Source organism: Arthrobacter sp. CDRTa11, assembly GCF_026427775.1.
Classification (GTDB): domain Bacteria; phylum Actinomycetota; class Actinomycetes; order Actinomycetales; family Micrococcaceae; genus Arthrobacter.
The window spans coordinates 2,016,019-2,028,909 of the sequence record NZ_CP044532.1; the positions used below are offsets into that span (position 1 = coordinate 2,016,019).

At 65.0% G+C, this 12,891-nt stretch carries 12 protein-coding genes, 6 tRNA genes and 1 riboswitch; of the genes, 8 read left to right on the forward strand and 10 right to left on the reverse strand.

The genetic code is table 11. The annotated features are described in order from the left end of the window. Positions 1-32 precede the first annotated feature (32 nt). A complete protein-coding gene (locus tag F8G81_RS09155) occupies positions 33-1,319 on the forward strand; it encodes an alpha/beta hydrolase family protein (protein ID WP_416377119.1) in 1,287 nt (428 codons plus the stop codon). A gap of 22 nt (positions 1,320-1,341) precedes the next feature. Here the strand turns inward: F8G81_RS09155 and ybaK are convergent, their stop codons facing one another. From ybaK to F8G81_RS09170, 3 genes are read right to left on the reverse strand one after another with little or no spacing between them, the layout of a single operon-like run. Beyond that, a complete protein-coding gene (gene ybaK / locus F8G81_RS09160; protein WP_267278671.1) occupies positions 1,342-1,839 on the reverse strand; it encodes a Cys-tRNA(Pro) deacylase in 498 nt (165 codons plus the stop codon). 16 nt (positions 1,840-1,855) lie between these two features. Beyond that, complete coding sequence (locus tag F8G81_RS09165) at positions 1,856-2,317, reverse strand: SufE family protein (RefSeq protein ID WP_267278672.1); 462 nt, start codon at positions 2,315-2,317, stop codon at positions 1,856-1,858. A 54-nt stretch (positions 2,318-2,371) separates the two neighbouring features. Further along, positions 2,372-3,289 (reverse strand): sulfurtransferase, encoded by a 918-nt coding sequence (locus F8G81_RS09170; RefSeq protein WP_267278673.1) that lies wholly within the window; start codon positions 3,287-3,289, stop codon positions 2,372-2,374. A 217-nt stretch (positions 3,290-3,506) separates the two neighbouring features. Between F8G81_RS09170 and zapE the strand changes: the two genes are divergently transcribed. Next, on the forward strand, positions 3,507-4,544 hold the full coding sequence (zapE, locus tag F8G81_RS09175) for a cell division protein ZapE (RefSeq protein WP_267278674.1): 1,038 nt from the start codon (positions 3,507-3,509) through the stop codon (positions 4,542-4,544). A gap of 135 nt (positions 4,545-4,679) precedes the next feature. Here the strand turns inward: zapE and F8G81_RS09180 are convergent, their stop codons facing one another. From F8G81_RS09180 to F8G81_RS09210, 7 genes are all read right to left on the reverse strand, one after another. After that, positions 4,680-5,897 carry a benzoate/H(+) symporter BenE family transporter gene (locus tag F8G81_RS09180; protein ID WP_267278675.1) on the reverse strand — a complete coding sequence of 406 codons (1,218 nt, stop codon included), beginning with the start codon at positions 5,895-5,897 and terminating at the stop codon, positions 4,680-4,682. A gap of 227 nt (positions 5,898-6,124) precedes the next feature. Further along, on the reverse strand, positions 6,125-6,373 hold the full coding sequence (locus F8G81_RS09185; protein ID WP_267278676.1) for an antitoxin: 249 nt from the start codon (positions 6,371-6,373) through the stop codon (positions 6,125-6,127). A 192-nt stretch (positions 6,374-6,565) separates the two neighbouring features. After that, positions 6,566-6,637, reverse strand: a tRNA-Val gene (locus tag F8G81_RS09190). A gap of 61 nt (positions 6,638-6,698) precedes the next feature. Further along, positions 6,699-6,771: transfer RNA gene (locus tag F8G81_RS09195), tRNA-Gly, on the reverse strand. A 54-nt stretch (positions 6,772-6,825) separates the two neighbouring features. Further along, positions 6,826-6,900, reverse strand: a tRNA-Val gene (locus tag F8G81_RS09200). Between the two features lie 40 nt (positions 6,901-6,940). Beyond that, positions 6,941-7,011 (reverse strand) — tRNA-Cys (locus F8G81_RS09205). A 47-nt stretch (positions 7,012-7,058) separates the two neighbouring features. Next, positions 7,059-7,131 (reverse strand) — tRNA-Gly (locus F8G81_RS09210). A 272-nt stretch (positions 7,132-7,403) separates the two neighbouring features. On the opposite strand from F8G81_RS09210, the gene F8G81_RS09215 reads away from it, so the two are divergent. The 6 genes from F8G81_RS09215 (at position 7,404) to rpe (ending at position 12,428) form a co-directional block, all read left to right on the forward strand. Next, a tRNA-Val gene (locus F8G81_RS09215) sits at positions 7,404-7,475 on the forward strand. Between the two features lie 92 nt (positions 7,476-7,567). Further along, on the forward strand, positions 7,568-8,428 hold the full coding sequence (locus tag F8G81_RS09220; protein ID WP_267278677.1) for a cytochrome: 861 nt from the start codon (positions 7,568-7,570) through the stop codon (positions 8,426-8,428). A 93-nt stretch (positions 8,429-8,521) separates the two neighbouring features. Then, positions 8,522-9,139, forward strand: coding sequence for a peptide deformylase (gene def, locus F8G81_RS09225; RefSeq protein WP_267278678.1), 618 nt, complete (start codon positions 8,522-8,524; stop codon positions 9,137-9,139). Next, complete coding sequence (gene fmt, locus F8G81_RS09230; protein WP_267278679.1) at positions 9,136-10,056, forward strand: methionyl-tRNA formyltransferase; 921 nt, start codon at positions 9,136-9,138, stop codon at positions 10,054-10,056. The genes def and fmt overlap by 4 nt, the downstream gene beginning before the upstream one ends. Then, a complete protein-coding gene (locus F8G81_RS09235) occupies positions 10,053-11,672 on the forward strand; it encodes an RsmB/NOP family class I SAM-dependent RNA methyltransferase (protein ID WP_267278680.1) in 1,620 nt (539 codons plus the stop codon). Before fmt ends, F8G81_RS09235 begins: the two co-directional genes overlap by 4 nt. 75 nt (positions 11,673-11,747) lie before the next feature. Beyond that, the gene (gene rpe, locus F8G81_RS09240; RefSeq protein WP_267278681.1) at positions 11,748-12,428 is read left to right on the forward strand and encodes a ribulose-phosphate 3-epimerase; all 681 of its coding nucleotides are present in this window, start codon (positions 11,748-11,750) and stop codon (positions 12,426-12,428) included. 39 nt (positions 12,429-12,467) lie between these two features. Continuing rightward, positions 12,468-12,623, forward strand: a riboswitch (FMN riboswitch). The last annotated feature ends 268 nt before the right edge of the window (positions 12,624-12,891 follow it).

Here is a 12,891-nt window from a genome sequence, read left to right on the forward strand (position 1 = left end):
GCCAACCGGGAGGCTGCAGTAAGAATAGTTCCATGGCACCTTCTTCCCGCACCAGCACTTTGCCGGCCAAACCGACGCCTCCGACCGACGCCGGGATGTCCCTGCGGGCCAAGTGGACGCTCGCTGGCGTCATCGGCGGGGGAGCAGTGGCCGGCCTGCTGGCGACAGGCTCCTCCGCGCTGGCTTTATATTTCGCCCGGCGCGTCATCACCCCCGCCCGGCAGCGGATTGCAAACCAGGAAGTGTTGGCCGTGATCCGCGAAGGCCAGGGCCAGCAAATCATCGTGGCTGCCAACGAGGACACCACAGTGGAAGGCGCCTACGGCCTGTTTTTCGACGGCGGCAAGGGCCATGCACGGATCGGCCGGATCGTCTCCTACTCGCCGGCGGAACGCACGGTGCTTCGGGAGGTGGAGGCTGTCTACTCCGGCGACATCAACACCGCCCACCGCGGATGGTGGAGCGGCGCGGTGTACCCCGACCCCGCCGCCGTCGGACTGCCCGCGGAGGACGTGCTGATCGAGGTGGAGGGCGGCCAGGCGCCTGCCTGGCTGGTGAGGGCGGCCGGGAAAAGCCGCACCTGGGCGATCATGGTGCACGGCCGGGGTGCGACCCGGCAGGAGGCACTGAGGGCTGTTGGCCCCGCCCTGGAACTCGGGCTGACCAGCCTGGTGGTCTCCTACCGTAATGACGGCCTGGCGCCGTCCGCGGACGACGGCCGCTACGGCCTGGGGTCTACGGAATGGCGGGACGTCGAAGCCGGCATCGAATACGCCTTGGCCAACGGCGCGGAAGAAATTGTCCTCTTCGGCTGGTCCATGGGCGGTGCGATCTGCCTGCAGACGGCAGACCTGTCCCGCTTCCGGCACCTGATCCGCGCCCTGGTGCTGGACGCGCCGGTGATCGACTGGGTCAACGTACTGGCCCACCATGCGGCGATGAACAGAATCCCCTCCCTGGTGGGGCGCTACGGGCAGCTGATGCTGGGCCACCCGCTGGGCCGAAGGCTGACAGGACTGGCCGCACCGGTGGACCTGAAGGCCATGGACTGGGTCTCGCGTGCCGTGGAACTCCGGACACCCACCCTGATTTTGCACAGTGTCGACGACGAATACGTGCCCTACGGCCCTTCTGCCATGCTCGCGGAGCGGAACCCGGAAATGGTGACCTTTGAAACCTTTAACCGCGCCAGGCACACCAAGGAGTGGAATGTCGATCCCGAACGATGGGAGCGCTTGGTCAAGGCGTGGCTGCGGCAGCAGCTCGCGCCCCGGGCCAACCACCCGGGTCAGCCTGCCCAGGAGACCACCGAATCCTGAAGCGTGAGGGCGATGGGCAGCGCTAGCTTTTGGACGTGCCGATGGGGGCCGTAACGGCGGCGGTCAGCCGGATAAGATCCGCGGGGGCCAGTTCGATGTCGAGGCCGCGTTTTCCCCCTGACACCAGCATGGTCTCCAGGGCGAGGGCGCTGCCGTCAATAACCGTGGGGGAGGATTGGCGCTGGCCCAGTGGTGAGATGCCGCCCAGAACGTAGCCGGTGCGCCTTTCGGCAGCTGCGGGATCCGCCATGGTGGCCTTTTTGGCGCCTATCGCGGCGGCGAAGGCTTTCAGGTCGAGATTTCCGCTGACCGGCACCACTCCCACGGCCAGCCGCCCCTCCACTTCCACCATCAGGGTCTTGAAGACCCTCTCCGGTTCAATGCCCAGGGCGACGGCTGCCTCGGTCCCGTAGCTGGCCGTAGCGGGATCATGGCTGTAGGGATGCAGCACAAAAGGAACGCCGGCCGCTGCCAGTGCAGCGGTGGCCGGCGTTCCCTGGGAAGTGCTCTTCCGTCCCAAACCGTAAATTGCGGGTTTAGGCGTGAAGCCGGGTGGAGGCGGCAACTTTGCGCTTGATGCGGCCCAGCATGGCTGTCATGCCACGCATCCGCAGCGGCGTGATGGCACGAGTGAGGCCCAGCAGTTCCGGCATGTCGTCCGGGACCGCCAGGATCTCGGCCGCAGTGAGACCGTCAAGTCCTTCGTGCAGTACGCCTGCGAAGCCGCGCGTGGTGGGCGCTTCCGGCGGTGCTTTGAAGTAGAGCCGGACAGCGTCCTCGGAGCCGTCGTCGTTCTTCTGCGACTCGATGGTGAGGAACAGCGGAGACTGGCATTCCACCACCTGCTCCAGGAGTTCAGGATGGTTCTTCAACCTGTCCGGAAGCTCAGGCAGCCCGCGGGAGAACTCAAGCAGCAACTGCAGCCGGTCCGGTTCGGTCAGGGCCTGGAAGTCGTCAACGATTTCCGCCAGTGCGGCGGGCAGGGCATGTGTGTTCATCACGTCCAGCTTACGCAGTTTTCAGGCGGGCGTCCGCGCACAAACCGGGCCGCCTCAGTTGGCCGCGGGCACGGTGCCGCGCTCTGCGCCCTTGACGATCGGGACACGGACGGCGTTGCCCCACTCGGTCCAGGAACCGTCATAGTTGCGGACAGTGTCGAAGCCCAGCAGGTACTTGAGGGCAAACCACGTGTGGCTGGAGCGCTCACCGATGCGGCAGTAGGCCACCACGTCGTCGCCCTCGCTGAGGCCTGCCTCGCCCAGGTACAGGGCTTCCAGTTCTTCGCGGCTGCGGTAGGTTCCGTCCGCTGCGGCTGCGCGTGCCCACGGAATGGACGCCGCCGTCGGGATGTGGCCGCCGCGGAGGGCGCCTTCCTCGGGGTAGGCGGGCATGTGGGTGCGCTGTCCGGTGTATTCCTCAGGGGAGCGTACGTCGATGAGGGGGTTGCCGAAGTGGGCCAGGACGTCTTCCTTGAACGCGCGGATGGGGGCGTCATTGCGCTCCACTACCGGGTAGTCGCCGGCGGCCGGCGTGGAGGTGTCAGTGGTCAGTTCCCGGCCTTCGGCGATCCACTTGTCCCGGCCGCCGTCCAGCAGCCGGACGTCCTCGTGGCCAAAGAGGGTGAAGACCCACAGGGCATAGGCAGCCCACCAGTTGGACTTGTCGCCATAGACCACCACGGTGCTGTCGCGGGAGATGCCCTTGGCCGCCACGAGGGCCGCGAACGCCTTTCCATCCACGTAGTCCCGGGTCACTTCATCGTTCAGGTCGGTGTGCCAGTCGATCTTGACGGCCCCGGGGATGTGCCCGGTCTCATAAAGGAGGACGTCTTCATCCGACTCCACCACCACAAGCTTTCCGTCGGCAACGGCGCCGCTTTCAAGGGCGGCGGCAAGCCATTCGGTGGAAACCAGCCGCTCGGGGCGGGCATACGCGGCGAACTTCTCGTTCTGTTCAACGGGGTAGGACATGGTGATGGCCTTTCACTGAAACCTACGGCGGACCTGCAGTAGGACGTTGGTAACCTGTTCCAACACTAGCCACGGCCGGGAGTGATTTCCGCTTTGCGTTAACAGAGGGAAATATGGCCTTCGTCACGCCCTGCCGTCCATGCCTGCCAAGGCGGGGGAGCCCTGCCGTATTGCCGGTATTCTTTCTGGGGACACGTCACCAGCAGAACGGACCACCTTGGTACAGATTGAACAGCTTGCCGCCCGGACTCCCAAAGTTTCGGTGGATGAGCTCCTCAAGGGCTTCTTTCCCTCGCCGAGGTTTGGCCAGGTCTCTTTTGCCAGCTACCGGCCGGATCCGAAGCAGCCCAGCCAGGCTTCAGCGGTCAGGGCACTGGAAGGATTTGCCGGCGGCGTCGGTGCCGGCGACGGCGCGGGCCTCTTCAAGAGGCTCTTTGCCAAGAAGGACGTGTCCCGGGCGGGTATCTATCTGGACGGTGGATTCGGCGTCGGGAAAACCCACCTGCTCGCCTCGATGTGGCACGCTGTCCCCGGCCCGAAAGCCTTCGGCACCTTTGTGGAGTACACCAACCTGGTGGGGGCCCTGTCCTTCCGCAAGACCGTCGAGGCCCTGAGCCACTACAAGCTGGTGTGCATCGATGAATTCGAGCTGGACGATCCAGGCGATACGGTGCTGATGTCCAGGCTGATGCGGGAACTTGCCGACGCCGGTGTCAAGCTCGCCGCAACGTCCAACACGCTCCCCGGCTCTCTGGGCGACGGCCGGTTTGCCGCTGTGGACTTCCAGCGTGAAATCCAGGTGCTGGCAGACCAGTTCGACGTCATCCGGATCGACGGCGAGGACTTCCGCCATCGCGGCCTGCCCGCCGCTCCGGCTCCGCTGAAGAACAGCCAGCTGACAGCGCACATGAAAGCCGAATTCGACGGCAAGACAGTGGCGCAGGACGAATTCAGCATCTTGATCAGCCACCTGGCCGGCGTGCACCCCAGCCGCTACCGGAAGCTGATTGATGGTATCGACGGCGTGGTGTGGCGCAACGTTGAGACCATTACCGAACAGGCTGTGGCGCTGCGTTTTGTGGTCCTCGCGGACCGCCTGTACGACAAGGACGTTCCCATCCTGGCGAGCGGTGTTCCCTTCGACCAGCTGTTCACCGACGAGATGATGCACGGCGGGTACAGCAAAAAGTACTACCGCGCGGTTTCGCGGCTGACTGCGCTTGCCCGGGAGGGCCAAAACCACGAGCCGTCGTAGGGTTCTGTGCCAGCGGTGCTTCCGGGCGTGGTTCCAGCTGGGCCAAACTGGGGCACTTCGACACGAACACGCCGCCGTCTTAGCCTGTTTCCCGGGTTTCGTGGTCCAAAGTGCCCCACGACGGCGGGACCTCCTTCAGCCTTGTGGCTTGCGATCCTTGAAAATCCACCGCACCGCCAGGCCAGCAGCCAGTGCCCAGAATGCTGCCCCGATCCCGGCAAAGCTGAGTCCGGAGGCCGCGATAAGGAACGTTATTGACGCGGCGGTCCGGTCCTCGGGCACGGCCAGGGCGGAGGAAACAGAAGCTGCCAAGGTTCCGATCAGAGCCAGGCCTGCCACCGCCTCCAGCATTCCCGGGGGAGCGGACGTCACCACCGCCACCAGCGCGGCGGAGAAGAGCGCCAGCACCGTGTACGCCAGGCCGGAGGTAAAGGCCGCAATCCACCGCTTTTTCCTGTCCTGGCCCGCCTCCGGACCGGCGGCAAGCGCTGCGCTGAGCGCGGCCAGGTTGATGGCGTGGCCGCCGAAGGGAGCACTCAGCGCGGTGCCCGCTCCGGTGAGCAGCATGGACGGGGCCCACGGCGTGGTGTAGCCAAAGGACTTGAGTACCGCCACCCCCGGGATGTTCTGCGATGCCATGGTCACGATGAAAAGGGGCAACGCAATTCCGGCAATTGCCTGCAGACTGAACGCCGGTGTGGTCCAGATGAGTTCCGGAAGCAGGCCTGTGCGGGCGGGGGCCGGACCATCGATGGCCACCTGGATTCCGATGACGGCCAAAGCAACCAGCAGCGAAGACGGCACCGACCAGCGGGGCGCGAACTTCATCATGAGCAGCCAGCAGATGATTACCGGGGCCACCAGTACCGGGGTGCTGCCCAGCGCTTTGAAGGGTGCCAGGCACAGGGACAGCAGCACGCCGGCCAGCATCGCCTGCGCCAGGGGCTCAGGAATACGGGTAAACAGCCGGCCCAGTGCAGGGATAAGGCCCGTCAGGGCAATCAGGACGCCGGTGATGAGGAAAGCCCCGACGGCGGCCGGCCAGCCGCCGTCGACTCCTCCGGAACCGGCCAGGAGCGCCGCTCCGGGTGTGGACCACGCCAGGGTCACCGGGACTTTGGAGCGCCAGGAAAGCCACAGGACGCCGAGCCCGAAGACCAGGGTCAGGGCCAGCAGCCCGGAAGCCGCCTGCCGGGGATCAGCGCCCACCGCCTGGAGCCCGGCGAGCACTACGGCAAAGGATGAGGTGAAGCCCACGAGTGCTGTGACTATGCCGGCGACGATGGGCTGGGAGAGACGGTGAAGACCGCGGGAAGCTGAAACCGGGCGGGCGGCTGCGGGGGACTCAGGCATAACCAGCACGTTACCGGGCGGGGTGCGATGTCCTTAAACACCCTGGGTCCTGAAACGCGCTGGGTCCTGAAACGCGCGGTGTCCGGAAAACACGCGGTGTCCTGAAACAGGAGTGCAGGGCCAGGCGGGCGAGGATGCGTCCTTAAATGCCAAAGGTGCAGGTGCCGCCTCGCGGCGGGACCTGCACCCCCTTGACGTGCTAGGGCAAAGCCCTGGCCAAATCCTGCTTACGGAGCCCTGTCTGCCGGAGGAACCGGCGGTACCTGCCCGCTGGCAGGTGGCTGGTCAGGTGTTCCGTCGTTTTTGTCAACGAATTTGGAAGCGCCATCCTGGACTTTGTCCACGTGACCTGCGTACTTGCCGCCGGTCTTCGTGTCGACAAAATCGCCGGCCTTGGTGATGCCGTCCTTGATGGCCTGCTCGTTGCCATGGATGAGACCTTGAGCCTTGCCCTTAAGATCGTCAATCAGTCCCACGAGCACCTCCCTTCAATCGCGGAGCCAGGTCGCTCCTCGCGCAACCGATCCTAGCCCTGATGCCTGAGCATTCCAAGGTCTTTGACAAAAGTTGTCAAGTGCTTTGTCAGTAAGGCTGGGTGCGGTTGGCGTTGATGCGGGAAGAACCGCGGAAATGCAAATAAAAAAGCAGCTCCGTCAGAGCTGCTGCTGTGGGCGATACTGGGATCGAACCAGTGACCTCTTCCGTGTCAGGGAAGCGCGCTACCGCTGCGCCAATCGCCCGGAACCGGAAGTCCGGCCATGTCTTTGGGAACTTGTGTGCCTAAAGACATGGGGAGAAGAGAGCGGACGACGAGATTCGAACTCGCGACATCCACCTTGGCAAGGTGGTGCTCTACCAGCTGAGCTACGTCCGCAATGCATCAGTTCCGCCGGGGCCGAACCTACTGCAAGAAGCAAGTTACCTTGCCTGGTGGGCGATACTGGGATCGAACCAGTGACCTCTTCCGTGTCAGGGAAGCGCGCTACCGCTGCGCCAATCGCCCATTGCCATCCGGCCTGAACCGGAAACCATGGTTTTCACCGAGGTGGGTACGGGATTCGAACCCGTGTATACGGCTTTGCAGGCCGCTGCCTCGCCTCTCGGCCAACCCACCGTGTAAGCGTCGATTCCGAAGAACCATTGCCGTGACAGTGTCCTGCGAGCGGACGACGAGATTCGAACTCGCGACATCCACCTTGGCAAGGTGGTGCTCTACCAGCTGAGCTACGTCCGCATTCTGGAGTGCGGATTCCGTGCCGTTACCGGCATTTCCTCGCGTTCCAACGAGTAAAAACTCTATAGGAGGTTCAGGGATTCTCCAAATCGCCGGGCGTCACGCGGTCACAAGGTGCTTGGATCCCTGCAATCTAGGGGTTTTTCGAAATTACAGGCGTGTAATTTGTTTGGGATTCAGCAAAGATTTCCCGGCGGTTCGACGACGTTCTCCTGGGCAAGACCAGCGGATTTCCAAAACCCTCCAGGGTGGGCTAGCATTCAAATGCATCGGGGCGATTGGCGCAGTGGTAGCGCGCTTCGTTCACACCGAAGAGGTCACTGGTTCGAACCCAGTATCGCCCACCGAGGAATCTGGTCCGTTTCTGCTCATTCGAGTGGAAACGGACCTTTTTTGTGCGTGCCTTTCTGTCACCCCCTTGTGAAAGAGTCTTTCTATGACTGATCCACTTCTTGCCCACGCCACGGAGTACGGCCGCATGTATGCGCGGTCCACTACTGAACAGTTCTCCGTTCCGTCCATCACCACTGTCATCGGCCAGCAGCCGCACGGCCTTGACGGCTGGTTCGGATACATGGGGGCCAGCAGCCTGGCGAAGGATCCGCTGCTGGCTGACTGCCTGGGGAGCCCGGCCAAGATCAGGCAGGCCGTCAATCGGGCTTCCAAGGCGGCCGAGACCTACCGCGATGAAGCAGCCAGGCGTGGTGACCGTGTGCACAGCTACTGCGAGCAGGTTGCCCTCCGCGCCCTGGGCCGGCCCCACACCATGAAGGAAACCCGGGAAGCGCTGGCCGCCAACGGGGAGGAAGCCTTCGCCGTCCGCTTCGACGAATGGTGGGATCTGTTTGGTGTGGAGCCAATAGCCCCGGAAATCACGGTCTGGAACAAGTCCGTTGGCTACGCCGGAACCCTGGACCTGGTGGCCCGGATCAACGGCCGGATCTGCCTCATCGACTACAAAACAAAAGGCACCACCCGTGAGGGCACCGTCAAACCACTCGATGACAAGGTGGTCATGCAACTGGTCGCCGGCATGAAGGCGGAAGAAAGCCTGGTGGATGCCGTCGCCGGGGAATGGGAGGCTTGGAAATACGGGGAGAACCCCGTCCTCCTGGCTGTAGCAATAGGTGAGACGGAAGTCCGCCCTGTACGGGCCAACCCGGAAGTCCTCAAACACCACTGGTGGAAGTTCTGCGCCCTGAGGCGGGTCTGGGAACTGTCGGCGGACACCATCAGCGCAGGCTCTGCCCTGCTTCCGGTTGCTCCACCGCCGCTGGCGCAGGTCCGTATGGCCTAGCGGCCGGTCCGGGAAGTAAAGTCCCTGCCCTCAAGTCCCTGCACCTAAACTGGTTTGGTTCCCTTTACCGTCCACCGTGAGGAAAAACAGCACATGGCCATTCTGAATATCCGCATCATCGGTGATCCTGTGCTGCGCACAGTCGCCGATCCCGTGACGGAATTCGGGCCGGAGTTGGCCAAGCTCGTCGCGGACATGACCGAAACCATGGAGGACGTGGACGGCGCAGGGCTTGCTGCCCCACAAATAGGCGTCAGCCAGCGGGTCTTCACCTACCGCATCGACGGCGTCGAGGGCCACATCATCAACCCCGTGCTGGAAAACAGCGACGACTACCAGCCGGACCAGGTGGAAGGCTGCCTCTCCATCCCCGGGCTTGGATTCCCTGTCCGCCGTTTCCGCGCTACCCGTGTCACCGGCGTTGACCTCCACGGCAATCCCGTCACCGTGGAGGGCGAAGGCATGCTGGCACGCTGCTTCCAGCACGAGACGGACCACCTGGACGGCATTCTGTACACCGACAGGCTGGAGGGCGAGGACCGGAAGGCGGCCCTGCGCTCCATCCGCAACGCCAACTATGACGCCGTGACGGAACGCACGACGGCGGAGCGCGCCAAATCTGTTGGGTCCAGCTTTGGCGGGGCAAGCTTTGGTGCCGGGGCAAGTTTTGGTGCCGCTGCCGGGACGAATCCGGCCGGCCGCAGCAAATGAGGGTACTTTTTGCCGGGACCCCTGCCGTGGCGGTCCCGTCGCTGAACGCCCTCGTCGAGGCAGGTTTCGACGTCGTGGCGGTCCTGACTCGGCCGGACGCGCCGATTGGCCGTAAACGCGTGATGACGCCGTCGCCCGTTGCGGCGCGGGCCATGGAGCTGGGCATCGAGGTCATCCGTGCAGCCCGCGTGGATGAGTCCGTCACGGCGAAGATCGCCGGTGTGAACCCGGATGTGGCCGCCATCGTGGCCTATGGCGGGCTGATTCCCCGCGCGGCCCTTGATATTCCCCGGCACGGCTGGATCAACCTGCATTTTTCGCTTCTTCCCGCCTGGCGCGGGGCAGCGCCCGTGCAGCGGGCCGTGATGGCCGGCGATGACATCACCGGGGCCGTCACCTTCCTGCTGGAGGAAGGACTGGATACAGGTCCCGTCTTCGGGACACTCACGGAGAAGGTTGGCCCTGACGACACCGCTGGAGAGCTGCTCGAGCGGCTTTCCCATAGCGGTGCAGTCCTCCTGAGCCAGACGCTGTCAGCAGTGGAGGCAGGCAGGGCCGCTCCCCAGCCCCAGCAGGGCGATGTTTCGCTGGCTCCCAAGCTGACCCTCGACGACGGCCGGATCCACTGGAACCAGCCGGCGTTGGCCATCGGCAGAAGGGCCCGCGGGGTTACCCCGGAGCCCGGCGCCTGGACCACCCTGGACGCCCAGCGCGTCAAGCTCGAGCCCATGCGGCTCCGGCCGGAAATCCAGGACCTGGCCCCCGGCGCTGTAGCGGTTGACGGGAAGAGCGTCCTGGTGGGGACGGGTTCCCACGCCGTCGAGCTGACCCGGATCCAGCCCGCCGGCAAAAAGATGATGGCCGCCGCTGATTGGGCGCGCGGCATGGCTTCCCTTGAAAGTGTGGTGTTCGAATGAGCGGGTCCGGCGGAAATCCAGGCGGCCGCGGCCCAAGCGGCCGCAGCCAAAGCGGCAGCGGTGGACAAGGCAGTGGCGGACAAAAGGGCAGTGGCGGGCAACGCGGCGGGGGCGGCCCCCGGGACGGCAGCCAGCGCAACGCGCAGGGCCGGGAACGGAACCGCGGCCCGCAGCGCAACTTCACCGAGAATGCACCGGCACAGCGCACCCGAAGGGCAGATCCGGCACGGCTGGTGGCCTTCGAAGTCCTGCGGGCTGTAGCTGCCGAGGACGCCTACGCCAACCTGGTGCTGCCGGCCAGGATTCGGCACCACGGGCTGGACAAACGCGACGCCGGCTTCGCCACCGAACTCAGCTACGGGGCACTCCGTGGCCAGGGGACGTACGACGCCATCCTGGCGCGGTGCGTCGACAGGCCGCTGGATCAGCTGGATCCCGCCATCCTGGACGCCCTGCGGATCGGCACCCATCAGCTGCTGGCCATGCGCGTCCCGGCCCATGCGGCGCTGGACCAGACTGTTGGCCTGGCCCGCGCTGTTATTGGTGCCGGCCCGTCCGCCCTCATCAACGCGGTGCTGCGCAAGGTAACAGCGCACACGCTTGAGGACTGGCTGGAGCTGCTGGTCGCCGGGGAAACCGATGAAACCAAGGTATCCTCCATCCGCTATGCCCACCCGGAATGGATTGTGCGCGCCATGCGCCAATCGCTGGTGGCGCATGGGCGCCCGGCCACCGAAATCAATGACCTGCTCGACGCCGACAACGCTGCTCCCGTGGTCAACCTGGTTGCGTTGCCGGGGCTGGGGAGCCTGGATGAGGCGCTTGAGAACGGTGCCACGCCTGGCGAGCTTGTCGAAGGTTCGGCACTGTCCAGCGGCGGTGATCTTGGCCGGCTCGCATCAGTCCGGGCCGGGAGCACGCGCGTGCAGGACGTAGGCTCCCAGCTGGTGGCCCGGGCCATGGCGGCGGCAGACGTTCTGCCGCGTGCTGCGGCTGGTACGGACGGCGCGGCCACGGACGAGTCATGGCTGGACCTGTGTGCAGGGCCCGGCGGCAAAGCCGCGCTTCTGGCCGCCCTCGCCAAACAGCAGGGCGCCACACTCCTGGCCAACGAACCGGCCCCGCACCGGGCCAAGCTGGTCAGCCAGGCCCTCGCCGCCGTGCCGAAGGACGTCTGGCAGGTGCGCACCGGCGACGGCCGCGAACTGGGCGCCGAACAGCCGGAATCATTCGACCGCGTCCTGGTGGATGTGCCCTGCAGCGGGCTCGGCGCGCTCCGGCGCCGCCCGGAATCCCGCTGGCGCCGTACGCCCAAAGACCTTGCCGATCTGGGGCCGCTGCAGCGTGACCTCCTCAAGTCCGCCCTTGCCGCCGTCCGTCCGGGGGGAGTAGTGGCCTACGTGACCTGCTCGCCGCATCCCGCGGAAACCACAGCCGTGGTCACCGATGCCCTCCGGAAGCGGGATGACCTTGAGCTGCTGGATGCCGGCGCCGCGCTGGATAAAGTGAGCCTCACCGGCAACCTCGGTGCGGGCAACGGATCCACCGCGCAGCTGTGGCCGCACGTGCACAGCACCGACGCCATGTTCCTTGCCCTCATCCGGAAAAAGGCCTGACCTGTCATTACCGGGCAGTGCCAGATAGTTCCGGGTGCAGAAGACGTATCCCGCAGACCCAGTGAAAGGTTCACCATGACCCAATGCTGCATCAACCCGAGCATCCTCTCCGCAGACTTCGTCAACCTCGAAGCCGAACTGCAGCGCATCGGCAACGCCGACGCCGTGCACGTTGACGTGATGGACAACCATTTTGTTCCCAACCTCACCATTGGGCTGCCCGTGGTTCAGCGGATCCAGGCCGTCAGCCCGGTGCCGTTGGACGCCCATCTGATGATTTCCGACGCCGACCGCTGGGCCCCGGGATTTGCCGATGCCGGCCTTGCTTCGGTGACCTTCCATGCCGAGGCGTCCATCGCACCCGTCAAGCTTGCCCGCGAGCTGCGTGCGCGCGGATCCAAGGCCGGGATGGCACTGCGGCCGGGAACGCCGGTGGAACCGTATCTTGACATGCTTTCCGAGCTGGACATGCTGCTGATCATGACGGTGGAGCCCGGCTTCGGCGGCCAGTCCTTCCTGGACCTGACGCTGCCGAAGATCCGCCGCGCCCGGGCGGCAATCGACGGATCCGGGATCGGTGTGGCCATCCAGGTGGACGGCGGCATCACCGAGGAAACCATCGTCCGGGCAGCCGAAGCCGGGGCCAACGTCTTTGTCGCGGGTTCCGCGGTTTACGGCGCAGAGGACCCCGCAGCTGCCATCGAGCGGCTGCGCGCCGCGGGCAGCCAAACATTAAGTGCTGTGTCGGCGGAATAGTCTCGAGCCCTTGGGGGTGTGGCAGAATAGCAACACACAATACGTGCTCCGGGGTCGGTGTAAGTCCGAACCGGCGGTGATAGTCCGCGACCCGCGAGCCGGTGCTTTTCCACTCCAAGGAGAAGAGCCGGCGGACGGTTGAACCGGTGAAATTCCGGTACCGACAGTTAAAGTCTGGATGAGAGAAGCACGTACAGCTGTATCCGTGGTGTCCTGTGACGCCCCGTTTTTCCGCTGTCGTATACCCCCGGAGCCATCGCGGTTCTAGAGGGAAGGAACGACACACAGACATGAACCCCTTGCGATGGCTCTTTGATGCCAGGACCCCTGCACGTGCAGGGTCCGCCTTTGCCGATCCGGTGGCCAGTCCGTGACGGCGGCATCCGAGCAGCGGACCGAAGCCCGGCCCGCCACACAGCCCCTTACGCAATGGCCTGCCACCCAACAGCCGGCCACCCAACAC